Source organism: Endothiovibrio diazotrophicus (genome assembly GCF_054657215.1).
In genome coordinates this window covers 36,130-59,485 of sequence record NZ_BAAHXB010000019.1, presented here as the reverse complement: position 1 = coordinate 59,485, position 23,356 = coordinate 36,130, and the positions used below count along the sequence as shown (strand labels likewise).

General features: G+C 67.8%; 20 protein-coding genes. 17 read left to right on the top strand and 3 right to left on the bottom strand.

Annotated features, from left to right (window positions below; genetic code table 11):
* Positions 1-147 precede the first annotated feature (147 nt).
* The 5 genes from ACYQ2W_RS07470 to ACYQ2W_RS07450 all read left to right on the top strand — a co-directional run bounded on the left by ACYQ2W_RS07470 (position 148) and on the right by ACYQ2W_RS07450 (position 4,048).
* Positions 148-990 (top strand): SPOR domain-containing protein, encoded by an 843-nt coding sequence (locus tag ACYQ2W_RS07470; RefSeq protein WP_459864848.1) that lies wholly within the window; start codon positions 148-150, stop codon positions 988-990.
* An 11-nt stretch (positions 991-1,001) separates the two neighbouring features.
* Positions 1,002-2,207, top strand: a complete 1,206-nt coding sequence (locus ACYQ2W_RS07465; RefSeq protein WP_459864846.1) for an EAL and HDOD domain-containing protein — start codon at positions 1,002-1,004, stop codon at positions 2,205-2,207.
* A gap of 218 nt (positions 2,208-2,425) precedes the next feature.
* Complete coding sequence (locus ACYQ2W_RS07460; RefSeq protein WP_459864843.1) at positions 2,426-3,328, top strand: YbhB/YbcL family Raf kinase inhibitor-like protein; 903 nt, start codon at positions 2,426-2,428, stop codon at positions 3,326-3,328.
* A 151-nt stretch (positions 3,329-3,479) separates the two neighbouring features.
* Positions 3,480-3,746, top strand: coding sequence for a type II toxin-antitoxin system RelE family toxin (locus ACYQ2W_RS07455; protein ID WP_459864840.1), 267 nt, complete (start codon positions 3,480-3,482; stop codon positions 3,744-3,746).
* Positions 3,743-4,048, top strand: a complete 306-nt coding sequence (locus tag ACYQ2W_RS07450; protein ID WP_459864838.1) for a helix-turn-helix domain-containing protein — start codon at positions 3,743-3,745, stop codon at positions 4,046-4,048. The genes ACYQ2W_RS07455 and ACYQ2W_RS07450 overlap by 4 nt, the downstream gene beginning before the upstream one ends.
* 30 nt (positions 4,049-4,078) lie before the next feature.
* Here the strand turns inward: ACYQ2W_RS07450 and ACYQ2W_RS07445 are convergent, their stop codons facing one another.
* Both ACYQ2W_RS07445 and ACYQ2W_RS07440 read right to left on the bottom strand, forming a co-directional pair.
* Positions 4,079-4,549 carry a hypothetical protein gene (locus tag ACYQ2W_RS07445; RefSeq protein ID WP_459864835.1) on the bottom strand — a complete coding sequence of 157 codons (471 nt, stop codon included), beginning with the start codon at positions 4,547-4,549 and terminating at the stop codon, positions 4,079-4,081.
* A gap of 7 nt (positions 4,550-4,556) precedes the next feature.
* Complete coding sequence (locus ACYQ2W_RS07440; protein WP_459864832.1) at positions 4,557-6,524, bottom strand: hydantoinase/oxoprolinase family protein; 1,968 nt, start codon at positions 6,522-6,524, stop codon at positions 4,557-4,559.
* Between the two features lie 122 nt (positions 6,525-6,646).
* On the opposite strand from ACYQ2W_RS07440, the gene ACYQ2W_RS07435 reads away from it, so the two are divergent.
* The 5 genes from ACYQ2W_RS07435 to ACYQ2W_RS07415 all read left to right on the top strand — a co-directional run bounded on the left by ACYQ2W_RS07435 (position 6,647) and on the right by ACYQ2W_RS07415 (position 12,735).
* Complete coding sequence (locus ACYQ2W_RS07435; RefSeq protein ID WP_459864830.1) at positions 6,647-7,612, top strand: ABC transporter ATP-binding protein; 966 nt, start codon at positions 6,647-6,649, stop codon at positions 7,610-7,612.
* Positions 7,609-8,370 carry an ABC transporter permease subunit gene (locus ACYQ2W_RS07430; RefSeq protein WP_459864827.1) on the top strand — a complete coding sequence of 254 codons (762 nt, stop codon included), beginning with the start codon at positions 7,609-7,611 and terminating at the stop codon, positions 8,368-8,370. Before ACYQ2W_RS07435 ends, ACYQ2W_RS07430 begins: the two co-directional genes overlap by 4 nt.
* A gap of 385 nt (positions 8,371-8,755) precedes the next feature.
* Positions 8,756-9,346: a hypothetical protein gene (locus ACYQ2W_RS07425; protein ID WP_459864825.1), complete on the top strand. Its 591-nt coding sequence runs from the start codon at positions 8,756-8,758 to the stop codon at positions 9,344-9,346.
* Positions 9,347-9,379: 33 nt separating this feature from the next.
* Complete coding sequence (locus ACYQ2W_RS07420; protein ID WP_459864822.1) at positions 9,380-10,423, top strand: hypothetical protein; 1,044 nt, start codon at positions 9,380-9,382, stop codon at positions 10,421-10,423.
* 62 nt (positions 10,424-10,485) lie between these two features.
* Positions 10,486-12,735, top strand: coding sequence for a hybrid sensor histidine kinase/response regulator (locus ACYQ2W_RS07415; RefSeq protein ID WP_459864819.1), 2,250 nt, complete (start codon positions 10,486-10,488; stop codon positions 12,733-12,735).
* Between the two features lie 328 nt (positions 12,736-13,063).
* Here ACYQ2W_RS07415 and ACYQ2W_RS07410 read toward each other — a convergent pair whose 3' ends face one another.
* Complete coding sequence (locus ACYQ2W_RS07410) at positions 13,064-13,861, bottom strand: M15 family metallopeptidase (protein WP_459864817.1); 798 nt, start codon at positions 13,859-13,861, stop codon at positions 13,064-13,066.
* A gap of 731 nt (positions 13,862-14,592) precedes the next feature.
* Here ACYQ2W_RS07410 and ACYQ2W_RS07405 point away from each other — a divergent pair.
* From ACYQ2W_RS07405 to ACYQ2W_RS07375, 7 genes are all read left to right on the top strand, one after another.
* A complete protein-coding gene (locus ACYQ2W_RS07405) occupies positions 14,593-14,847 on the top strand; it encodes a type II toxin-antitoxin system HicA family toxin (RefSeq protein WP_459864815.1) in 255 nt (84 codons plus the stop codon).
* Entirely contained in the window at positions 14,844-15,182 is a 339-nt protein-coding gene (locus ACYQ2W_RS07400) for a type II toxin-antitoxin system HicB family antitoxin (protein ID WP_459864813.1), read from the top strand. The genes ACYQ2W_RS07405 and ACYQ2W_RS07400 overlap by 4 nt, the downstream gene beginning before the upstream one ends.
* Before the next feature lie 40 nt (positions 15,183-15,222).
* Positions 15,223-16,110, top strand: a complete 888-nt coding sequence (locus ACYQ2W_RS07395) for a HEPN domain-containing protein (RefSeq protein WP_459864811.1) — start codon at positions 15,223-15,225, stop codon at positions 16,108-16,110.
* A gap of 1,263 nt (positions 16,111-17,373) precedes the next feature.
* On the top strand, positions 17,374-18,180 hold the full coding sequence (locus tag ACYQ2W_RS07390) for a CbbQ/NirQ/NorQ/GpvN family protein (RefSeq protein ID WP_459864808.1): 807 nt from the start codon (positions 17,374-17,376) through the stop codon (positions 18,178-18,180).
* Positions 18,181-18,299: 119 nt separating this feature from the next.
* Positions 18,300-20,570, top strand: a complete 2,271-nt coding sequence (locus ACYQ2W_RS07385) for a nitric oxide reductase activation protein NorD (protein ID WP_459864806.1) — start codon at positions 18,300-18,302, stop codon at positions 20,568-20,570.
* A gap of 220 nt (positions 20,571-20,790) precedes the next feature.
* A complete protein-coding gene (locus ACYQ2W_RS07380) occupies positions 20,791-22,779 on the top strand; it encodes a TonB-dependent receptor plug domain-containing protein (RefSeq protein ID WP_459864804.1) in 1,989 nt (662 codons plus the stop codon).
* The gene (locus tag ACYQ2W_RS07375; RefSeq protein ID WP_459864802.1) at positions 22,767-23,327 is read left to right on the top strand and encodes a YfiR family protein; all 561 of its coding nucleotides are present in this window, start codon (positions 22,767-22,769) and stop codon (positions 23,325-23,327) included. Before ACYQ2W_RS07380 ends, ACYQ2W_RS07375 begins: the two co-directional genes overlap by 13 nt.
* The last annotated feature ends 29 nt before the right edge of the window (positions 23,328-23,356 follow it).

Here is a 23,356-nt window from a genome sequence, read left to right as displayed (position 1 = left end):
GATAAACACATGAAAAAACGATGGAAAATCCTGCTCATGCTTCGGGAATATCCCTAACAACCAAAATCGTTACACGGGACAAGGGTTCGCCGCAGCGGCGATATGGACGATAATCGTCCCCTCCAACGGATGCGCAGGGTGCCCCTCATGGCCGACCACAACTATCAGTTCACCATCACCCGCGGCTCGATGACGTTGCTGGTGATCGCCCTGGCCACCGCCGGCGGCGCCCTCTTCCTTGGCGGCGTGACCCTCGGCTACAGCCAATCGAACGACCGCCTGGACGTCCTGGAACGGAATCTCGCCACACGCCTCACCGCCCAGCCGCATCCCACGCCTCCCCCCAAAGCGATGGCCCCCGCCGCGCCCTCCGCCCCCGCGGAACCCGACGACGGAGAGTCCGCGATGGAGGCCGAGGCGCCGCCCGCGCCGGTCGAAGCGGCGCCGCCGCCGGCGCCGACCGAAGAACCGGCGATGGTGGCGGCACCCACGCCGGCCGCGCCATCCGCGGAACCCGCGCCACCGATGGTCGCCGAGGTCCCGCCCGAGGCACCCGCCGCCGAACCCGCCGAACCCGCTGCCGCGGTCGCCCCGGTCGCCGAGGAGAACGCCGCCGCCCCGGCGGCCGTCGTCGCCGGTGAGGCTGGAAGAGCCGACGAGACCGATACCGCAGCGAAGGCCGCCCCCGGGACCATGATCAAGACCCCGGCGGCCGCCCCCACCCCGATGGACGCACCCGACACCCCGGTCTATGAGGTCCAGGTGGGCCTGTTCCTCGGCCGCGCCAACGCCCAACACCTCCACGACCGCCTGCAGCGGGCGGGCTACGCGGTACGGATCTTCACCGCCGTCGGCTCCGGCGAGCGCGTCTGGCACGCCGTCCGCGTGGGCAGCTTCCCCGACGAGGAGGCCGCCGCCGCCGCCGCTCGCCGGATCAAGGAGACCGAGGGACTTTCCACCTTGATCGCCCGCCACGGCGAACTCAGCTGATCAGGCCTGCCATGCAACCCTTCTACATCGGGCGTCAACCCATTTTCGACCGCGAATTGGGGATCTACGCCTACGAACTGCTGTTCCGCGACGGCACCGACAACGCCGCCCGCATCACCGACGGCCGGCAGGCCACCTCCGAGGTGGTGACCGGCGCCTTCATCGACCTGGGGCTGGAGCGGGTGGTGGGCGACTCGTTCGCCTTCATCAACTGCCCCGAGACCTTCTTCATGGAGGAGGAGAAGCTCCCCTTCCCGGCGGAGCGGGTGGTGTTCGAGGTGCTGGAGGACGTGGAGCCCACCGCCGAGGTGCTGGCGGGGCTGGAGCGGCTGGTACAACAGGGCTACCGGCTGGCCCTCGACGACTTCATCTACAGCGAACACCATCTGCCGCTGCTCAAGCTGGCCCACATGGTGAAGCTGGAGCTGCCCAAGGCGGACCGCCGCGAACTGCCCCGCCAGGTGGATCTGCTGCGCGGCTACGGTCTCGAACTGCTGGCCGAGAAGGTGGAGACCCCGGAGGAGTTCGAGTTCTGCCGCAGCCTCGGCTTCGACTATTTCCAGGGCTACTTCCTCAGCCGCCCCAAGGTGATCCAGGGCCAGCGCCTCACCGCCAACCGCCTCTCCGTGCTGCAACTGCTCGCCGAGGTGAACAATCCCGCGGCCACCATCGACGACCTGGCGCGGGTGCTCGGCGGCGACGTCACCCTCAGCTACCGTCTGCTAAGGCTGGTCAACTCCGCCTTCTTCGGCCTGCCCAAGCAGGTGGATTCGATCCGCCAGGCGATCGTCTTCCTCGGCCAGAAGGTGCTCAAGAACTGGGCCTCGCTGCTGATCGCCGCCGGCATCGAGGACAAGCCGCGGGCGCTCTCGCGCATCGCCATGATCCGCGCCCGGATGTGCGAGAACATCGCCCGGCGCACCGACCAGGCCGACCCCGATCTGTTCTTCACCACCGGCCTCTTCTCCACCCTCGACGCCCTGATGGACCAGCCGATGGAGCAGATCATCCAACAGCTCCCGCTCTCCGCAGCACTACGCGCCGCGCTGCTGCGCCGCGAGGGCCCCGCCGGCCACGCCCTGAGCTGGACGCTCGCCTACGAGCAGTGGCACTGGTCCGAGATCAACCCCGGCGAGATCGACCCCGCACTGCTCGAAGGGGCCTTCCTCGAAGCCATCGAGTGGACCGACGAAGGGGCCGGCGCGATCGCCGGCTGACCCCCCCCTCCGGAAACCGGCCACCCGGAGAAAAAAACCATACCGTTTGTCACGAAAAAGACCGTTCGCCCGGGAAGCTTTACCATTTTTTTATAGCCCGCCGTCCAGCGGGCCGTAGACTCTCCGCCACCCGGCGCGCGCGCCGTGTCCGGCCGTCGCGCACATCGACGCGACAACCGGCAAAATCACGAAGTACGAAGTCCTTAAGGAGTCAACCGATGAACCGATCGATCCGTTCGACCCTGCTGGCGACCCTCGCGCTCACCGCCGGCCCCGCCGCCGCCGAGGTCACCTACGCCGACAATGCCACCTACGACGCCACCAGCGGCCGCCTCGACATCCCGATGGTGGCGGTCTACGGCGACGGCGACCCCCTCTACTACAGCGCCGCGCTGGAACTCTCCGCCACGTCCCCCAACGCGGAGTTCTCCCTGGTCCAACTGACCCCGCTCACCGCCGACGGCACGGTCTACAGCTCCAACCAGTACGACCCCTCCAGCGCCACCCTCTACCTCTACAACGTCGACGCCACCATCGGCCAGCGCGCCTACCGCTTCGAAGGGAATTTCGCCCTGCAGGGCGGCGTCTTCGTCCTCAACCACCTGTATGACACCACCGCCCTGCGCCTGCTCGCCGGGGTGCTGCCGGCCTCCGACGACCAGACCGGTGCCACGGTGACGATGCCCACCGAGTACACCTGCGACGGCGCCGACCAGTCGCCCGCGCTCTCCTGGACCTCCGCCCCGGACGGCACCGCCTCCTTCGCCGTCTACGTTTACGACGTCAACGCCGGCGACAGCGGCTTCGACACCTTCGACCACTGGCTGGTCGCCGACATCCCGGTCGACGCCAGCTACTCCCACACCCTCGCCGGCGGTGCCGGCAACGGGGCCAGCGCCCCCGACGGCGGGGTCAACGGCGTCAACACCTTCGGCACCACCGGCTACCGCGGCCCCTGCCCGCCCAGCGGCGGCGGCAACCACACCTACGTCTTCAAGGTCTACGCCCTCGACACCATGCTCGGCCTCAACGACGGCTTCACCTTCGCCGATTTCACCGCCGCCAGCAGCGGCCACGTGCTCCAGGAGGCGTGGACCTTCGCCCTCTACGGCCGCGACTAGAACGGCTCTCTCCTCAAGGGCGGGCCGTGCCCGCCGCGGCCTCTCCGTCGGCATCACCGGCGGACCGGGATTCAATGCCGCGGCGGGCACGGCCCGCCCTATTGATCGCCCCCCATTTACTCCCGAGTAATACAGGTAATAATATTACCCAGTGAGCTACCAAGTCCTCATCACCCGACGCGCTGACAAACAGCTGAAAAAGCTCCCCGCCGTCATGCGTGAAAAGGTGGTCGAGGAGATCGCCATGCTCGGTCATGACCCGAGCGACCCGTCGCTCGACATCAAGCCGCTGACCAATGACCCGGACGCCCGATTCCGCCTGCGCATCGGCGCTTATCGGGTGAAGTTCAACCGTGATGATGAGATCCACATCATCGAAGTAATGCGCGTCGGCCACCGCCGGGAGATCTACCGATGAGCAAGCCCCAAATCATCTACGACGACGGCCAGCCCGCGTTTGCCGTCATCCCCTATGAAGAGTACCTGCGACTCACCGGGAAACCCGACGACGAGAACGAGTTGATCCCCTTCCAGGTCGGCAGCTATGTGGAAAACCCGGTCAAGGCGATGAGGATCGAGGCGGGCATCCGCCAGGAGGAGCTGGCCGACCGCCTCGGTGTGAGTCAGGGATATATCTCGAAAATCGAACGCCGCAGCCACAAGGTGACCGGCCGCCTGATGGCTCGGGTAGAGGAGGCGCTGAAGGCCGGCCGGCGCTGACCCGCCTCCGCAGCTCCGACGCCACCTGGATCAGTATTTCAGCTTTTCCATCCTGTCCATCAACAGCCCCCGCTCCCGCGCGGTTTCGAAGTCGCCATCGGTCTCGATGAACAGCGCCTCCAGCCCCGGCCGCCGGGTGGCGCCGTCGCGGCGATAGCGGTAGCAGCTGATCCGCGCGTAGTTGTCCAGGTCCGACTGCAGCAGGCAGGTCGCTTCATAAGCCACCCCCTCCTCGGTGAAGCGCATACGCAGCACCTGCGCCTCCCCCGCCAGCGCCCGCTCCAGCGCCACCTCCATGACCACCGACTCGCCGCCGACCGAGCGGCGGCCGGTCAACCCGCCGCCTTTCCTTTCCGCGATCTCCACCCGCCCCGCGTAGGTCTCCGACGAATCGGGCCGCTGGCCGATCAGCCGGTAGTCGCCGACCACGAAGAAGGGCGGGAAGTCATCGGCCACCACCAGCGGCGGCAACAGCAGCAGAGCGAAGAGGACGCGTCGCATCACGGTATCACCCGCGGGAAAGCAGCAGGTTGCCGACGTCGTCCACCCGGCAGCACCAGCCGGGAGCGAGGTAGGTGGTGGAGACCGCCTCGGTGATCAGCGCCGGCCCCTCGATCCGCTGGCCGGCGTGCAGCCGCTCGCGAACGAACACCGGCGCCGAACGGTCGATGCCGTGGAGGCGGGCCTCGCCGGCGGGGCGGCCGTCGCCCGCCGCGGCGATGGGCGCCAGCGCCAGCCCAGGGGTCGGGCCGCGCAGGCCGATGCGCAGGTTGACCAGTTCCACCGGGGCCTCCAGGCGATGGCCGTAACGCGCCTCGTGGGCGCGGTGGAACGCCTGGGCGGTGGCCGCCGCCCCTTCCCACGGCAGGTTGAGGGTGAACGACTGGCCGTGGTAGCGCAGATCGGCGCCGCGCTCCACGGTGACCGCCTCGAAGGGGACCCCCTCGGCGAGCATCTCCTGCTCGCCCTGCAGGATCATCTCGTCGAAGTGGTTGCGCACCTGCTCGGCGGAGAGGTCGGCGAGCAGCGCGGTGACCGAACGGGAGAGGCGGCGCGCCTTGGGGGCGGCGAGCATGCCCAGCGCCGAGAGCACCCCGGCGTGCACCGGCACCAGGGCCCGCGCCATCCCCAGCGCCTCGGCCAGGGCGCAGACGTGGAGACCGCCGGCACCGCCGAAGGAGGTGAGGGTGAAGCCGCGGGGATCGATGCCGCGCTCCACCGAGATCACCCGCAGCGCGCGGGCCATGTGCTCGTTGGCGATGCGCAGGACCCCCTCGGCGGCCTCCTCGACGGTGAGGCCGAGGGGCTCGGCGATGCGCGCCAGCGCCGCCCGCGCCGCCAGCGCATCCAGCGCCATGCGCCCGCCGAGGAAGGCCTCGGGGCGCAGCCGGCCGAGCACCAGATTGGCGTCGGTGACGGTGGGCCGCTCGCCGCCGCGGCCGTAGCAGGCGGGACCGGGGGCGGCGCCGGCCGACTCCGGCCCCACCTGGAGCAGGCCGCCGGCGTCCACCGCGGCGAGCGAGCCGCCGCCGGCGCCGATGGTGTGCATCTCCACCATCGGCACCGCCACCGGGTAGCCGGCGATGCGCCCCTCGCCGGTCAGCCGCACCTCGCCGTCGATCAGCGCGACGTCGGTGGAGGTGCCCCCCATGTCGAAGGTGAGCAAGCGCTCACACCCCGCGGCCCGGCCGACGAAGCGCGCCCCCATCAGGCCGCCGGCAGGGCCGGAGAGGAGCATGTTGACCGCCCGCCGGCCCGCCTGGGCGGCGTCGATGGTGCCGCCGGAGGACTGCATCACCGCCAGCGGCGCCCCCGCCAGCCCCACCTCCAGCCGTTGCAGATAGCCCTCCACCAGGGGGCCGACGTAGCTGTTGAGCCAGGTGGCGATGCCGCGCTCGTACTCGCCGTACTCGGCGAGGATGTCGGAGGCGCGGGAGACGAAGAGCCCCTCCGGCATCATCGACTCGATGGTCCGCTCCCAGTGCTCTTCCACATAGGAGAAGAGCAGGTTGATCGCCACCGCGCGCGGCTGGAGGCGCTCCAGTTCGGCGCGCAGCCGCTCCAGCTCGTCGAAGGGCAGCGGGTCGACCAGCTCGCCGTCGGGGTCGCAGCGCCCGCCGGTCTCCAGGCAGAGCTCCGCCGGCACCGGCGGCGCCACCGGCGGCGGTTGCAGGTCGTAGAGCGCGCGCCGCGCCTGGCGGCCGATGGTGAGCAGGTCGCCGAGGCCGTAGCAGGTGACGTAGGCGGTGCGCACCCCCTTCCCTTCGAGGACGGCGTTGGTGGCGACGGTGGAGCCGTGGACCACCCGCCCCTCGCCCACGCCCCCCAGCTCGTCGACCCCCTGGAGGATCGCCTCCTCCGGCGCCGCCGGGGTGGAGAGCACCTTGTGGACCCGCAGGGTATGGCCGTCGAAAAGGACGAAATCGGTGAAGGTGCCGCCGGTGTCGACACCGAGGTGGAGGTTTTTTTTGTTCATTCTCGATTTTCACCGGGCGGAAACAGCCAGGACCCATTTCTGGGCTATCATTTGTGGCCGCGAATTTTAGCAGGAGATGGACCTGTGCTCTGTCTATCCAATAATTTAGGACGTAGCGGACCATGAGCGACGTGTTGATCCGGGTGGAGCACCTCTACCGCCACTTCGGCGAGACCATGGCGTTGCGCAACGTCAGCTTCGAGCTGCACAAGGGCGAGGTGCTCGGTTTCCTCGGCCCCAACGGCGCCGGCAAGACCACCACCATGCGCATCCTCTCCGGCAACCTCGCGCCGAGCGCAGGACGGGTGGAGATCGACGGGGTGGATCTGCTCGACGAGCCGAAGCGGGCCAAGGCCTCGCTCGGCTATCTGCCGGAGCAGCCGCCGCTCTACCGTGAACAGACGGTGGACGAATACCTCGGCTACTGCGCGCGGCTCAACCGCATCCCCGGTGCGCGGATCAAGGGGGCGGTGGAGCGGGCCAAGGAGCGCTGCGGCCTCACCGAGGTGGGCCGGCGGCTGATCGGCAACCTCTCCAAGGGCTACCAGCAGCGGGTGGGCATCGCCCAGGCGATCATCCATACCCCGGCGGTGGTGATCCTCGACGAGCCCACCGTCGGCCTCGACCCGATCCAGATCCGCGAGATCCGCGAGCTGATCCGCGAGCTGGGCCGCGACCACGGGGTGATCCTCTCCACCCACATCCTCCCCGAGGTGCAGGCGGCCTGCTCGCGGGTGCAGATCATCCACCGCGGCGAGCTGGTCTACAGCGACTCCATCGAGGGGCTCGACCACCGGCTGGAGGCCACCTCACTATTGATCGACCTGCAACGGCCACCGGCGCTCGACGAGCTGAGCGGCATCGACGACGTCGGCGGGGTGGAGCCGGCCGGCGAGGGGCGCTTCCACATCCGCTTCGCCCCCGGCCACAGCCCCGCGGCGCGGCTCGCCGAAACCGCCGCGGAAAGGGGCTGGGGCCTCACCGAGCTGACCCCCGAACGGGCCACCCTGGAGCAGATCTTCGTCAACCTGACCTGCGGCGAGCGCCCCCACCCCGAAAACGGCCACCCCGCGGAGGCCACCCGATGATCCTCACCATCGCCCAGCGCGAACTGCGCGCGCTGTTCCTCTCCCCCCTGGCGTGGGCGATCCTCGCCGTGGTGCAGTTCATCATGGCCTACATCTTCCTCGCCCAGGTGGAGTTCTTCGTCACCCAGGTGCAGCCGCAGCTGGTCGGCCTGGAGGGGGCGCCGGGGATCACCGACATCGTGGTCGCGCCGCTGTTCAACAACGCGGCGATCATCCTGCTGCTGGTGGTGCCGATGCTGACCATGCGCACGGTGAGCGAGGAGAGCCGCAGCGGCACCCTCAGCCTGCTCTTCTCGGCGCCGCTGTCGATGAGCGAGATCATCCTCGGCAAGTACCTCGGGCTGCTCGCCTTCCTCGCGGTGATGCTGGTGATGATCGCGCTGATGCCGCTGTCGCTGCTCGCCGGCGGCGAGCTGGACCTGGGCAAGCTCGCCTCCGGGGTGATCGCACTCGGCCTGCTGCTCGCCGCCTTCGCCGCCGCGGGGCTGTTCATCTCGACCCTCACCGACCAGCCGGTGGTCGCCGCGGTGAGCACCTTCGGCCTGCTGCTGCTGCTGTGGATCATCGACTGGGCGGGCGGCGCCGGCGAGGAGGACCGGGCCAGCGGGCTGTTCAACTACCTCTCGCTGCTGCGCCACCAGGAGGGGCTGCTGAAGGGGTTGATCAGCAGCGCGGACCTCGCCTACTACCTGCTCTTCATCCTCACCTTCCTGGCGCTGAGCATCCGCCGCCTCGACAGCTACCGCCTCCAGCACTGAAAAGGCTGGCGCCTTTTCAGCATTGCTTCGCGGGGCATCCGGCCCGGTAGGGTGTGCCGGGGGACGAGGCGTACCGGCCTCTACGGTGTGGGGTGTTTTACCTCGCCGTCATCTGTAGGAGCGGCCCTTAGGCCGCGATTCTTCCCGACCATCGCGGCCTAAGGGCCGCTCCTACAGGTAAAGGGCGTCAGGGGCGCTCTCCCAACAACCGGGCGACCAAGTCGCCGCTCTCGTCGGGCCGGTCCAGCTCCTCCGCCGGCGTCCAGCGCATGTCGTTCTCGCTCATCGCCCCATTACAGCAGAATCGCCCCGCCGCGACGAGCCGCCCGCATCGCATCCACCGCCGATTTGCGGTAGAAGAGGTCATCATCACGCGGAGGCGATCATGAACGGCAAAGTCGAAGAACTGATGCAGCAATTCGCCCAGCTCCAGGAGGAGCTGGAACGGGAGCTCAACCAACGGCGCAAGGCCTTCCACGTCCGCCTGGAGCAGGGCAAGGTGCGCTTCGAGGCGCGGGTGCTCCAGTACCACCGCACCCTCAGACAGACCCTGCCGCGCTTCCTCGGCGAGGCGGAGCTGCGCAACGTCCTCTCCGCACCGTTCATCTACGGGCTGATCGGCCCGCTACTGCTGTTCGACCTGGCGATCACCCTCTACCAGCAGGTCTGCTTCCGCCTCTACCGCATCCCGCTGGTGCCCCGCGACGACTTCGTCGTCGTCGACCGCGGCTCGCTCGGCTACCTCAACCTGATCGAGAAGGTGAACTGCCTCTACTGCAGCTACGCCAACGGCCTCTTTGCCTACGCCCGCGAGATCGGCGCGCGCACCGAACAGTACTGGTGCCCGATCAAGCACGCCCGGCGTACCCGCGATCCCCACTCCCGCTACCTGGAGTTCATCGACTACGGCGACGTGGAGGGCTACCGCCAAAGAGCCCCGGAGCAGCGCGAACGCGCCCGACGCGGGCCGTTATAATGTCGCCCCCTTCGCACCCGCCCGGAACGCCCGATGACCGATACCGCCCTCCCCTTCCACTCCACCGCCGACCTGCGCCGCGCCTTCGAGGAGGGGCTCGGCCGGCTGCTCGACCACGACGGCCTCGGCCCGTTCATCCTGGTCGCCGCCAACGCCACCTTCGACGCCGAGGTCTACGCCACCCTGGAGGAGCGCCTGCGCCACCGCTTCGGCGAGCTGGAGCGTCACTACCGCGAGGCATTGGCCGAGGGCCACCCGCTGCGCGACACCGACGACGACCTGATGGTGATGCTGAAGATGATCGCCGTCGGCTTCGACCGGCTGAGGAAGACCGAGACCCGCGCGGTGGGACCGTGGGAGGTGCAGTACAACCACCTCCGCTCGTTCCGCCCGCCGCGCGCGAGCGGCACCGCGGTGGCCACGCTACGCCAGCCCTTCAACCCCGACGGTTTCCACTTCAACAAGCCGTTCCTGGAGAAGGAGTGCTTCTGGCGCGGCGAACTGGAGGGGCGCCCGGTGGCGCTGCTCTACAACAAATACCCCTTCGTCGACCTCCACGGCCTGCTCGTGCCCGAGGGCCCCGCCGGCCACCCCCAGTTCCTGGAAGAGGCGCACCACCACTACATCTGGCAACTCACCGCCGCCCTCGGCGAGCGGCTCGACGGGGTCGGTTTCGGCTACAACGCCCTCGGTGCCCACGCCTCGGTCAACCACCTCCACTTCCAGCTCTTCGCCCGCGCCGAGCCCCTGCCGGTGGCCCATTCCCGCTGGCGCCACAACGGTGGAGGCGAGCCCTACCCCGCCCGCTGCGAGGCCTTCGACAGCGCCACCACCGCCTGGGAGTACATCGCCCGCCTGCACCGGCGCGGCATCACCTACAACCTGATCTACCTGCCCGGAAGGCTCCTCTGTCTGCCGCGTAAACCCCAGGGCGAATGCCCGATCCCCCCCTGGGGCGCCGGCCTCTCGTGGTACGAAATGAGTGGCGGCATGCTCACCTTCAACCACCACGACTTCGATCAATTGAGCGAAGCGCCGGTCACCACCCTGCTCGCCGACGCCTCGCTCGCCCCCTGACCCCCGCCCTCCGACCCCGGAGCACGGACGAATCCTTGCAATGCGAGACAGCAAGATGAATGATGGAGCATCATCAAATCCACCACACCTCCCCGCCGTTGATCGACGCCCTCCCTAGCCTGCCGCCGCGGCGCCCGACCCTGGCGCTGATCGCGATCCTTGCAACGGTCGCCGCCGCGGTCGGCGCCAGCACCCTGCTGCTGCTCTACCACGCCGCCTTCGGCGAGCACGAGGCGCGGCTTCAGGACGTGGTCCGCAGCCAGGCACGGCTGATCGAGGCGACGGCCCTCTACGAGCGCCAGCGCCACGCCGATCTGCCCCCCGGGGAGCGCGAGCGCCGCGTCCGCCAGACCCTCCTCGACCGGCTGAGCGAGGCCCATCGGCTCGGCGACCGGGGCGCCGGCATCAGCGCGGAGCTGCTCCTCGCGGTGCGCCAGGGGGAGCAGATCGTCTTCGTCTTCGACCACACCCCGCAACGGGACCACCGCCCCCCGCCACTCCCGGTCGACCACCCCGATGCCGAGGCGGCCCGCCGCGCGCTCGCCGGCCTCTCCGGCACCCTGGTCCGGAAGGATCAACGCGGAGTCGCCACTCTCGCCGCCTACGAGCCGGTCCACGACCTGAAGATGGCGATCATCGCCCAACAGACGCTGGCCGCCATCCGCCGGCCGTACCTCCAGGCCGCCGCCACCGGCTTCGCCATCGCCCTCCTCCTCACCCTGGCCGGCACCCTGCTCTTCCTGCGCATCACCACCCCCCTCTCCCGCGGGCTGCGCGAGAGCGAGGAGCGGGTCCGGCTGCTCCTCGACTCCACCGGCGAGGGGATCTACGGCGTCGATCCCGCGGGGCGCTGCATCATCGCCAACGCCGCCTGCGCCCGGCTGCTCGGCTACGACGACCCGCAGGCGCTGCTCGGCCGTCCCATCCACCAGCAGATCCACCACACCCGCGAGGATGGCACCCCCTACCCGCGCAGCGACTGCCCCACCGAACGGGTGATCGCCAGCGGCGAGCCCCACACCTCGGAGGAGGAGCTGTTGTGGCGCGCCGACGGCACCCCCCTGCCGGTGGAGATGCGTTCCTTCCCGATGTATCGCAACGGCCGCCGGGAAGGGGCGGTGGTCAGCTTCTTCGACATCACCGAACGCAAGGCCCGCGAGCAGGCCCTGCGCGAGGCGAAGGAGAGCGCCGAGGCGGCCAACCGCGCCAAGAGTGACTTCCTGGCGGTGATGAGCCACGAGATCCGCACGCCGATGAACGCCATCATCGGCATGGCCGACCTGCTCGCCGAGACCGAACTCGACCCGCTGCAACGGGTGTACCTGGAGGTCTCGCAACAGGCCGGCGACAGCCTGCTCGGCCTGATCAACGACATCCTCGACCTCTCCCGCATCGAGGCCGGCCTGCTCACCCTGGAGCGGCTCCCCTTCGATCCTCGGGAGCTGGTGGAGAGCACCCTCAAGGTGGTCGCCATCGGCCAGCCGAACGAGCGCTTGAGACTCACCTGCCACCTCGACCCGGCACTTCCGGCCACCCTCGTCGGCGATCCCGCCCGCCTCAACCAGATCCTCGCCAACCTGCTCGGCAACGCGGTGAAGTTCACCCCCGAAGGGGAGGTCTCGATCGACGTCGCCCCCACGGCCGACACCCCACCCCGGGTGCGCTTCACCATCCGCGACACCGGCATCGGCATCCCCGCCGAAAAACAGCGGGAGATCTTCGCCCCCTTCACCCAGGCCGACTCCTCGATCACCCGCGGCTACGGCGGCACCGGCCTCGGCCTGACCATCGTCCAGCGACTCACCCGCCTGTTCGGCGGCCATGTCGAGCTGGAAAGCGAAGAGGGACGCGGCACCCGCGTCACCGTCACCCTCCCGCTGGCGGCCCCCGAAGAGATCGCCGGCGCTTCGGGCACCACCCGCTCCGCGCCGCCGGCACGCGAGGCCCACATCCTGCTCGCCGAGGATCTGGAGGACAACGCCCTGCTGGTCCGCTCCTACCTGGAGAAGAGCCCCTACGCGCTCACCGTGGTCGGCAACGGCGAGGAGGCGGTGGAGGCAATCCGCACGACCCCCTTCGACCTGGTGCTGATGGACCTGCAGATGCCGGTGATGGACGGCTACCAAGCTACCGCCGCGATCCGCCGCTGGGAAACCGGGACGCAGCGCGCCCGTACCCCGATCCTCGCCCTCACCGCCCACGCCATGCCGCAGGATGCCGAACGCAGCCGCGAGGCCGGCTGCGACGAACACCTCACCAAGCCGATCCGCAAAGAGGCGCTGCTGGAGGCGATCGGGAGGTATTTGGGGTAGGTGACAGGTGACAGGTGACAGGTGACAGGTGACAGGTGACAGGAAAAAGTGGATGAGTCCAAACTCCCTGCCAACCCCCGACCAAGCCCACCCCTGGTTACCACGCTCCGCGTGGTAACCCCGGCATCCACGCCGGCACCCGCCCATCCTCTGGACGCTCCGCGTCGGCGCCGCCGCCAAGCGAAGCCCGCCAACTCAAACCAGGACGCAGAGCGTCCGAGGAGCACCGGTTACGACGCGGAGCGTCGTAACCAGACCGATCGGAGCGGACACAAAAAAGGCCGGAAACGCCTCAACGCCCGGCCTTCAATCTTTGGATATCCCGCGGCTACAACAACTTCGCCAACTCGAAGTGCATCGCATCCGGCCGCTCCCGGAAGTGCCCGCCCCAGAAGAAGCCGTACTCGTTGGCCAAGCCCACCAACTCCCGCACCGACCCCGTCTCCCCGGCCTTCGCCGGCAACGCGCCGAGGCGATTCCAGCGGGCATTGATGTCGAAGGCGATGCCGAAGGCGTGGGTACTCAGGGTATCCCGGCTGCCGCGCAGGAAACGCGGGTTGTGGGCGCCGTCGTAACTGAGCACGTTCTCCAACAAGCCCTCCCTCTCCCAGGCCGACCACAGCCCCTTCAACTGCGTCTCGCCGGCGCGATGGAAGCGCATCCGCCCACTGCTATAGCGACCGAACACCGGCACCCCGCGCAACTGCGGGATCACCACCGTCTTGATGTTGCGCCGCTCCCAGTCGCCGATCACCTTGACCCGCTCCGGGTTCTGCGGCGAGCCCGCCGCTTCGAATTCGTACTCCCCGAACAGCGCCCGCCGTCCGGCATCGCTCAGCGGCTCCAGCGGCGAACGCCCCGCCAGCAGCGGATTCTCCGCCTCGTCCAGCGGGTCCTCGAACCCCGGATCGAACCCCACGATCAGCGCTGACGCCAGGGTCCGCGGCCCCACGATGCCGTCGCCCGCCACCCCGCGGGAGTGCTGGAACGCACGGGTCGCCTTGTCGGTCAGCTCACCGAAGCACCCGTCGGCCACCCCGCGCAGGAAACCCTGCCCGACCAGAAACTGCTGCCAGCGCACCACCTCCTGGCCGCGGCTCCCACGGCGCAAGATCTGAATGGACATGAATGTGGACTCCTTGCTTTCCTTTTTTTGTCCCCTCCCACGGCGCCCGACCCCTTATCCAAATTCCGTGGCAGCCGCGGGAAACCGACCGGATTATGACTTGTCGACTTATCGTTTGTCTCGAAAAACCGTAGGAAGTTCAAATGGAAAGGAAAAGTTTCACGATTCGTGGAGTTTTCCCCTTCACTACCGATGCAACCTGTTTTTTACCTGAAATGCAATGCTCACCGCCCCCTTCCGGGGAGTCGGCGCACGCCGCCTCCCGCGACCGGCGCCATCAATAATAAACATACGTTATCAGTTGTCACATTTTGTCGCCACAAACATCCATCGATTCCCGCCGACCTCCCATCGAGAGGCCCCACGCCGCACCTCACGGGTGGGTGTCTCCTTGCGTGCTTCCCACCCCGACCAGGAGGCAGTGCACCCAAGCGGGCGGTTACGACCCTGCGCACCGGAACCCGATGAAATCGTCCACCAGCATCGTCCCACATCCACGCAAAGGGGAGCATCAACGGAGACACGCTGCTCTTCAATGGCTCGCACCCGTCACCGAACCCCGGAACGTCCCGCAACGCCGAGTAGACCGACGCCTCCAGTTGCCCGCCAAACACCGGGAAAGATACACTTCAGGCGTTCCCCCGCCACCCACCGACACCACAACCGGCGGCCCTCAACCACGCCGTACCCCCGATGCAATACCAAACAGCGATCCAAGACCCACCGTTTGGATGAGCACCCGACACCGCAAAACGCTCGAAGCCCTCTTCACCAAAGCCACCTCCGGTTCGGTGAAGTTTTCAGATATCGAAGCGCTGGTCCTGGCGCTCGGCGGAGAGGTCCGGGAAGGCTCCGGCTCCCGCGTAGCCCTTCAACTGGGGCACTCCGTCAAACACGCCCACCGCCCCCACCCGTGGAAAGAGGCGAAGCGCTACCAAGTGGAAGAGATAAGGGCTTGGCTGACCGACCTGGAGATCACCCCATGACACCGAACACCTTGAGCTACCGCGGCTACGTCGCCAGCGTCGAATTCGACTCCCGGGACGGCCTTTTCTGGGGCAAGGTACTGGGCCTGATCGACCGCATCACCTTCGAGGGAGAGACGGTCAAGGAACTGACCGGAGACTTCCACCGCGCCATCGACTTCTACCTCGAGGACTGCGCGAAGACCGGCCGCGCCGCGGAACAGCCACTCAGCGGCGACCTGACGCTGCACGTCGACCCGGAGATGCACGGCGCAGTGCTGGCCGCGGCGCGGGCGGCAGGGAAGAGCCCGGACCAGTGGGCGGCCGAGATCTTCGCCGACGCGGTCGGCAAGTAACCCGACGAAACGCGGACGACCCACACCTCCGCCCGCCCCGATGAACCACGACCTCTGCCACCTGCCCGCCGCCAAGCAGCGCGACCTGGAACACATCGTCGCCGTACTGCGCGACCAGTTCGAACAGGTGACTGCCTTCTCCGGCGGCAAGAAGAAGCAGGGCAAGATCCAGAAGATCATCCTTTTCGGCAGCCACGCCACCGGCCGATGGGTCGACAAGCCGGCCACCGGCTACGTCAGCGACTACGACATCCTGGTGATCGTCAATCAGCAGGCCCTGGTGGAGGACCTCAAACTCTGGAACACCGCCGAAGAGCGCATCCGCCTGCGCGTCCGCCCGCCCCTCACCCTCATCGTCCACACCCTCGCCGAAGTGAACGACGCGCTTGCCCGCGGCCAGTACTTCTTCACCGACATCCGCCGGGAAGGGATCGTGCTCTACGAATCGGACCCGCGGGAACTGGCCAAGGCCGGCAACCTCACCCCGGCCGAATACAAGGAGATCGCGGAGCGGGACTTCGCGCACTGGTTCACCAGTGCCAGTGAATTCGTCGAGGTCGCCGAATTCACCATTCAGAAGGGTTACCTAAACAAGGCCGCATTCCTGCTCCATCAAGCGACCGAGCATTTCTACGCCTGCCTGCTGCTGGTACTCACCAACTACAAGCCCTACACCCACGACCTCGTCCAGCTCAACGCCCTGGCGATCCGCGAAAACGAGACCTTTGCCGAAATCTTCCCCCACGACAGCAAACTCCACCGCCGCCGCTTCCAGCTCCTGAAAAAGGCCTACATCGACGCTCGCTACTCGGAGCACTACCACATCACCGAAGAGGAGCTGAACTGGCTGGTGGGGCGGGTGAAACAGCTAAAAAACCTGACTGGAACTTGCTGTTGGGAGAAAATTGAAAGCTACTGGGCAGTATAGGGAACTCAATCGCTGACGGAAGAAGAACTAAGCCCATGGAAAGAAAAACGACAATATTTCCATCTATTACTTGGAAACGACAATTACCCCATTACAAATAAGAAGCCACATGACAAGCGACCCCGCCCCCATCAATGAATACACAATCAAGCGGCTCCAACTTGAAGAAGGACTTCAAAAATTTACTCATAGCGCCATCATCACTTTTCATATAATGATTCGTCAAATCATATACCGACAGATCCTCAATTCCAGCGTGGATTGGATAAGCGACATTTCCATTCGAATAAACTCTCCCCTCGTTGCCACGCTCTGCGTGGCAACGCCCCTTCTTCGACGCTCCGCGTCGTGCCAAGCGGTGGCACGAGGTTCCCGCCCGTGCTCCGTGCCGCACGGCAGGACGCGGAGCGTCCAAGGTGGCCGGTTACGACGCGGAGCGCCGTAACCAGAGGGGATGGCTCCGGGGATCGTCTTCGGTCGTCGGGCCGGCAGCATGGTATGAGCGGAGAGATGCGTGCCCACCCCTCGCGTGGAGCGGCTTTTGAGCGCCGATCGGACCTCCACCTCAAGAACCCCCTTTATTCCCCTCGCTGCCACGCTCTGCGTGGCAACGCCCCTTCTTCGACGCTCCGCGTCGTGCCAAACGGTGGCACGAGGTTCCCGCCCGTGCTCCGTGCCGCACGGCAGGACGCGGAGCGTCCAAGGTGGCCGGTTACGATGCGGAGCGTCGTAACCAGAGGGGATGGCTCCGGGGATCGTCTTCGGTTGTCGGGCCGGCAGTGCGGTATGAGCGGAGAGATGCGTGCCAACCCCCGCGTGGAGCGGCTTTTGAAACCCGATCGGACCACCACCTCAAGAACCCCCTTTATTCCCCTCGTTGCCACGCTCTGCGTGGCAACGCCCCTTCTTCGACGCTCTGCGTCGTGCCAAACGGTGGCACGAGGTTCCCGCCCGTGCTCCGTGCCGCACGGCAGGACGCGGAGCGTCCAAGGTGGCCGGTTACGACGCGGAGCGTCGTAACCAGAGGGGATGGCTCCGGGGATCGTCTTCGGTTGTCGGGCCGGCAGTGCGGTATGAGCGGAGAGATGCGTGCCAACCCCCGCGTGGAGCGGCTTTTGAACGCCGATCGGACCACCACCTCAAGAACCCCCCTTATCGATAATCGATAGATTATCGATTGCATCAAAAACTCTGACTGTACCTTATGCAAATCCCCCTCTACCCTGGTCAGCTATTTCCCATCGAGCCAACCACGGAGCAGCCATGAGCATCGACATCGAGCAGTACAAGGTCACCGCCGAGCCCTTCTATAAGGCCCAGGGCGATGAGGTCGCGCTCTACGAGGCGGCCTACGCCGAGCGGCTGCCGGTGATGATCAAGGGGCCCACCGGCTGCGGCAAGTCGCGCTTCGTCGAGCACATGGCCTGGAAGCTGGGCCGGCCGCTGATCACCGTGGCGTGCAACGAGGACATGACCGCCTCCGACTTGGTCGGCCGTTACCTGCTCGATGCCGACGGGACCCGCTGGGTCGATGGCCCGCTGACCATCGCGGCGCGCATCGGCGCCATCTGCTACCTCGACGAGGTGGTCGAGGCGCGCCAGGACACCACCGTGGTGATCCATCCGCTCACCGATCACCGCCGTCAGCTGCCGCTGGACAAGAAGGGCGAGCTGGTCAACGCCCACGCCGACTTCCAGCTGGTGATCTCCTACAACCCCGGCTACCAGAGCCTGATGAAGGACCTCAAGCAGTCGACCAAGCAGCGCTTCGCCGCGCTCGACTTCGACTACGCCCCGGACTCGGTGGAGACCGGCATCGTCGCCAAGGAGACCGGCCTCGACGCCGAGCGGGCGGGCAAGCTGGTGAAGGTGGGCCACGCCGCGCGCAACCTGAAGGGCCACGGCCTCGACGAGGGGATCTCCACCCGGCTGCTGGTCTACGCCGCCCAGCTGATCAACCGCGGCGTCGAGCCCCGCGCCGCCTGCCGCATGGCCCTGGTGCGCCCGATCACGGATGATGCCGACATCCGCGCCACCCTCGACCACGCCATCGACACCGTCTTCGCTTAAGAGAAGAATTTTTCCGCAAATGAACGCAAATAAACGCGAATGAAAGAGTTCTTCTTTATTCGCGTTTATTTGCGTTCATTTGCGGACAACTCTTCTTCCGACCCTTCCAGGAGCGTTTCATGAGTTTGAGCGAGGAGCAGGTCCAGTTCTTCCGTGACCAGTTCGGCTGCGGGTTCAAGGAGATCGACAACGTCTTCGCCGACTGCATCGGCGAGGCGGTGGCCGTCCTCTCCCCGCAAGGGGTGAAGGACTACCTCGACGGCGCGGCGCTGATCTGCATGATCGGCCGCGGCGTGGAGCCGGTGCTGGCCTATCTGGAGGAGATGCCGTCGGTGGCCAAGCGCCTCGGCGAGGACACCCTGGAGCTGATCTCGCGTACCGTCTGGCGCCTCTCCCGCTCGCCCAACGGCAACGCCATCCCGCCCTTCCTGCAGACCCTCGGCGAGGCGGCGCGCCGCCTCGGCAGTTGGCAGCAGGTGGAGCACTACATCGACATCACCATGGGGCTGGCCAACCGCACCAGCTCCTCGGTACACAGCAACCAGGGCGCCACCTACCCCAGTCCGGGCCTGCCCGACTTCCTGGAGAAGGCCCCCTATCTGCTCGGCCAGCTCTCCATCGAGGGGCTGCGCAACTGGGTCGACTACGGCGTGCGCTACTACGGCGACCACCCCGACCGCCAGCGCGACTACTTCCAGCTGCAATCGGCCGACAGCCGCGCGATCCTCCAGCGCGAGCGCCACGGCACGCTGTTCGCCGACCACGAGCGGGCGCTGGAGCTCTATCTGAAGGCGCTGTGGGAGATCAAGGAGCACCTGGTCCCCTATTCCGAGGGGTGGGACCAGCTACGCAAGCCGATGCCCTATTTCGATGCCTACGGCATCCGCCTGCCCGACGTCTACGACGACCACAACGGCGTCCCCGGCATCGACCGCTATCGTGCGCTGCTCGCCCACTTCGCCGCCCACATGCGCTGGACCACGGCGATCGTCGCCGACAACTACAGCCCGTTCCAGCGGGTCGCCATCGAGGTCTTCGAGGACGCGCGCATCGACCGCCGGGCGATCGCCGAGTACCCCGGCCTGCGCCGGCTGTTCCTGGCCCTGCACCCGAAGCCGGGCGAGCACGACTGCGACCCGGAGAAAGAGTCCTGCATCCGCCACCGGCTGGCGATGTTCTCCTACGCCGCGCTCAACCCGGAGCACGGCTACGCCAACCCCGACCTGCTGGAGTTCCTGGGGCGCTTCGACGAGGTCACCGCCGACCCCGCCGCCGGCACCGCCGAGGTGGCCGAACTGGCCATCGCCTACATCGCCCGCACCCGCCGCCAGGCCGATCTCGCCGCCAACGTCTACTTCTCCGACACCGAGGTGGGCTATCGCGACGACAACCGCCACATGTGGCGCTTCATCGAGGAGGGCGACGAGGAGGAGATGTTCGAGGAGAAGCGGCGCAACCAGCAAAACGAGAACGAGTTCGACGGCCTGCCGCCGCGCCACTACCCGGAGTGGGATTACCACACCAACACCTACCGCCCCGACTGGGTGAGCCTCTACGAGAGCCTCCACCCCGGCGGCGACGGCGGGCGGATCGACGCCCTGCTCTCCAAGCACGAGGCGCTGGCCAAGCGCTTGAAGCAGCTCCTCGACCTGCTCAAGCCGCAGCACTACGTGCGCGTGCGTTACCAGGAGGAGGGCAGCGAGCTGGACCTCGACGTGGCGATCCGCTCGCTGATCGACTTCAAGAGCGGCCACAACCCCGATCCGCGGATCAACATGAGCCACCGCAACGACGGGCGCGACATCGCGGTGATGCTGCTGCTGGACCTCTCCGAGTCGGTGGACCAGATCCCCGCCGGCTGCGAGCAGACCATCCTCGAACTCTCCCAGGAGGCGGTGGCGCTGCTCGGCTGGGCGGTGGACAAGCTGGGCGACGAGTTCGCCATCGCCGGCTTCTCCTCCAACACCCGCCACGAGGTGCGCTACCAGCACATCAAGGGCTACCGCGAGCCGTGGAACGACGAGGTGAAGGGGCGCCTGGCGGCATTGGAGGCGGGCTGGTCGACCCGCATGGGCGCGGCGCTGCGCCACGCCGGCCACTACCTCGGCGCCCGTCAGGCGGACAAGAAGCTGCTGCTGGTGCTCACCGACGGCGAGCCCTCGGACATCGACGTGAAGGACGAGCGGCTGCTGATCGAGGACAGCCGCAAGGCGGTGCGCGAACTGGACGGCGAGGGGATCTATACCTACTGCATCAACCTCGACGCCAAAGTGAAACCGGGTGCCGACGACTACGTGAAGGACATCTTCGGCAACCAGTACACGGTGATCGACCGGGTCGAGCGGCTGCCGGAACGGCTGCCGCAGCTGTTCATGGCGTTGACCCGATAACCCGCACGACGGTGCCGACGGAAAGGCCATGGCAGGCGCAGCCCGCCCTATAGGGCGCGCCGTGTCAAACAAGCGCACCGCTCCAAACCGACGAAGGGCACCCCGTCCGAGCGCCCCGTCTACGCCTTTCCCGTGGACTGCAACCGCTACCAACCGCAGGTTCGACGGCCGAAATCCGGTGGTAGACTAAGGGTTACCCGTAACCTTCCGGGCCGCCGCCATGCCCCACGTCCCGCTCTCCCGCGCCCTCCCCACGGCGCTCCTGCTCACCGCCGCGACCTCCGCCACGGCCACCCCCCTCGACCTGAGCCAGGTGGTCGGCCTCAGCCTGCGCGAACTGCTGGAGGTGGAGGTGACCACCGTCACCCGCCAGGAGCAGCCGCTCAAGCGCGCCGCCGCCGCGGTCACCGTGATCACCGCCGAGGAGATCCGCCGCTCCGGCGCCGACAACATCCCCGACCTGCTGCGCAGCGTCCCCGGCGCCCACGTCGCCCGGGTGGACGGCAACACCTGGGCGGTGAGCCTGCGCGGCTTCAACGGCATCTGGGCCAACCGGGTACACGTGCTGGTCGACGGGCGCAGCGTCTACAACCCGCTGTTCGGCGGGGTCAACTGGGACACCCTCGACCTGCCGCTGGACAACATCGAGCGCATCGAGGTGGTGCGCGGCCCCGGCGGCACCCTGTGGGGGGCCAACTCGATCAACGGGGTGATCAACATCATCACCCGCTCCGCCGCCGCCACCCAGGGGGATCTGGCCCAATTGGAGCTGCGCGACCCCGGCGCCGCCGCGGTCACCCTGCGCCACGGCGGGCAACTGGCCAATGGCGCCTGGTGGCGGGTCCACGGCAAGCTCCTGGAAGGGGACGGGCCGGTCGACTACGACGGGCGCGAGCCCCGCAACGGCGAACACGACGGCCACTTCGGCGCCCGCCTCGACTGGGATCTCGACCCCGACAACCGCCTGCGCCTGGAGGGGGAAGTGGGCCGCGGCCGCAACGACCAGTACCAGCGCGCCACCGCCCCCGACCGCTTCGGCTCCTTCGTCATCCCCGACAGCGACCGCTTCGAGCGCTACCACCTGCTCGCCCACTGGGACCGCGACCTCGGCGAGCGGGGGCGCTGGAGCCTCCAGGGCTATCTCCAACACGACCGGCGGGAGCAATCGGGCGGCAACTACTCCATCGACACCTTCGACCTGGACTTCCAGCACCACTTCCGCCCCCACCTCGACCACCAACTGAGCTGGGGCGTCGGCTACCGGCGGGTGGAGGATGAAGTCGAGGGGAGCTACATCATCGACATCCTCCCCCACGCCAGCGACGGCGACCTCTTCAACGCCTTCCTCCAGGACGAGATCACCCTCGCCCCGACCCTGCGCCTGACGCTCGGCTCCAAGTTCGAGCACAACGACCGCACCGGCTTCGAGTACCAGCCGAGCGCCCGGCTCGCCTGGAGCCCCAGCGAGGAGACCACCCTGTGGGGGGCGGTCACCCGCGCCGTGCGCACCCCCTCGCGCTCCCACTCCGACGTGGTCGCCCACCCGCTGGTCCTGCTCCAGCTCTTCCCCTTCCGGCTGGCGCCGCTGACCATCGCTGGCTCCCCCGAGGCCAGCTCCGACGTCACCGTCAGCTGGGAGGCGGGCGTCCGCCGCACCCTCTCCGAGGCGCTGACCCTCGACCTGGCCGCCTACTACAACGACCACCGCAGCCTCTACACCTTCGTCCCCAGCGCGACCGATCCGCTGCGCTACGTCGGCACCAACGACCTCGACGGCCACGATGCCGGCATCGAGGTGAGCGCCGGCTGGCAGGTCACCCCCCGCTGGCGGCTCAACCTCGCCTACGCCTACCACCAGACCGCCATTGACCAGCCGGTGGCGAGCGCCCTGCCAGTGGGAGCCTTCCGTGCCATCGACCAGGCACCGGCCCATCTGGTGAGCCTGCGCTCCTACCTCGATCTCGCGCCGAACCTGGAACTGGACGGCTCCCTCTACTTCGTCGACGAGCCCGACGGCGACGGTTCGGACGCCCTCGACGACCCGCTGCGCGCCGACCTGCGCCTCGGCTGGCGTCCGCGCAAGGGGCTGGAGCTGAGCCTCACCGCGCAGAACCTCTTCGACGGCAGCCATCAGGAGTTCAGCACCCTCCAGGCGATCTCCGGCCAGATCCCGCGCACCCTGTTCGCCCGGGCGACGTGGCACTTCTAGGCGCCATCCTCGCCACCCTCGCCGGGCTGGCGCTGACCACCCTCGGTGCCGAAACGGCCACGGCGGCCTCGCTGCGCGCCGACGAACCGGCGCTCAAGGCCGTCCTGCTGCTCAACGTCGCCCGCTTCACCCAATGGGCCGACCAAGGACGTGAACGGAGCCTTTGCCTGATCGGCGACGACCCCTTCGGCGAGGTGCTCGGCGAGGTGGCGCGGCTGAGTGCCGAGCGGTGGGGCGACGACACCCCCTACGCCGTCCGCCACTTGGAGAAGGCGGAGCAGGCGACCCGCTGCGCGGTGGTCTTCATCGGCGCCTCCGAAACGGACCGTCTGGAGCGGTTACTCGACCACCCGGCGCTCGCCGGCGCCCTGATCGCCGGCGACCTGCCGCGCTTCGCCGAGCGCGGCGGCACCCTCGGCCTGGTCCGCCGCGGCAACCGCCTGCGCTTCGTGGTCAACCTCGACGGCCTCTGCCGCCACCACCTCACGATCAGCGCGCAGGCGCTGGAGTTGGCGATCACTCTCGGCGAAGGCCGCTGCCAGCAGTGACCTCTTCGTGGCGGTGACCGGAAATCGCC

Excerpts from the sequence above, each read along its gene's own strand:
- ACYQ2W_RS07435 (WP_459864830.1), top strand. The coding sequence starts at position 6,647 with ATGAGCGACGTGTTGATCCGGGTGGAGCACCTCTACCGCCACTTCGGC.
- ACYQ2W_RS07445 (WP_459864835.1), bottom strand. The coding sequence starts at position 4,549 with ATGCGACGCGTCCTCTTCGCTCTGCTGCTGTTGCCGCCGCTGGTGGTG.
- ACYQ2W_RS07380 (WP_459864804.1), top strand. The coding sequence starts at position 20,791 with ATGCCCCACGTCCCGCTCTCCCGCGCCCTCCCCACGGCGCTCCTGCTC.
- ACYQ2W_RS07385 (WP_459864806.1), top strand. The coding sequence starts at position 18,300 with ATGAGTTTGAGCGAGGAGCAGGTCCAGTTCTTCCGTGACCAGTTCGGC.
- ACYQ2W_RS07390 (WP_459864808.1), top strand. The coding sequence starts at position 17,374 with ATGAGCATCGACATCGAGCAGTACAAGGTCACCGCCGAGCCCTTCTAT.
- ACYQ2W_RS07415 (WP_459864819.1), top strand. The coding sequence starts at position 10,486 with ATGGAGCATCATCAAATCCACCACACCTCCCCGCCGTTGATCGACGCC.
- ACYQ2W_RS07410 (WP_459864817.1), bottom strand. The coding sequence starts at position 13,861 with ATGTCCATTCAGATCTTGCGCCGTGGGAGCCGCGGCCAGGAGGTGGTG.
- ACYQ2W_RS07450 (WP_459864838.1), top strand. The coding sequence starts at position 3,743 with ATGAGCAAGCCCCAAATCATCTACGACGACGGCCAGCCCGCGTTTGCC.
- ACYQ2W_RS07400 (WP_459864813.1), top strand. The coding sequence starts at position 14,844 with ATGACACCGAACACCTTGAGCTACCGCGGCTACGTCGCCAGCGTCGAA.
- ACYQ2W_RS07420 (WP_459864822.1), top strand. The coding sequence starts at position 9,380 with ATGACCGATACCGCCCTCCCCTTCCACTCCACCGCCGACCTGCGCCGC.
- ACYQ2W_RS07405 (WP_459864815.1), top strand. The coding sequence starts at position 14,593 with ATGAGCACCCGACACCGCAAAACGCTCGAAGCCCTCTTCACCAAAGCC.
- ACYQ2W_RS07395 (WP_459864811.1), top strand. The coding sequence starts at position 15,223 with ATGAACCACGACCTCTGCCACCTGCCCGCCGCCAAGCAGCGCGACCTG.
- ACYQ2W_RS07440 (WP_459864832.1), bottom strand. The coding sequence starts at position 6,524 with ATGAACAAAAAAAACCTCCACCTCGGTGTCGACACCGGCGGCACCTTC.
- ACYQ2W_RS07460 (WP_459864843.1), top strand. The coding sequence starts at position 2,426 with ATGAACCGATCGATCCGTTCGACCCTGCTGGCGACCCTCGCGCTCACC.
- ACYQ2W_RS07465 (WP_459864846.1), top strand. The coding sequence starts at position 1,002 with ATGCAACCCTTCTACATCGGGCGTCAACCCATTTTCGACCGCGAATTG.
- ACYQ2W_RS07425 (WP_459864825.1), top strand. The coding sequence starts at position 8,756 with ATGAACGGCAAAGTCGAAGAACTGATGCAGCAATTCGCCCAGCTCCAG.
- ACYQ2W_RS07470 (WP_459864848.1), top strand. The coding sequence starts at position 148 with ATGGCCGACCACAACTATCAGTTCACCATCACCCGCGGCTCGATGACG.
- ACYQ2W_RS07430 (WP_459864827.1), top strand. The coding sequence starts at position 7,609 with ATGATCCTCACCATCGCCCAGCGCGAACTGCGCGCGCTGTTCCTCTCC.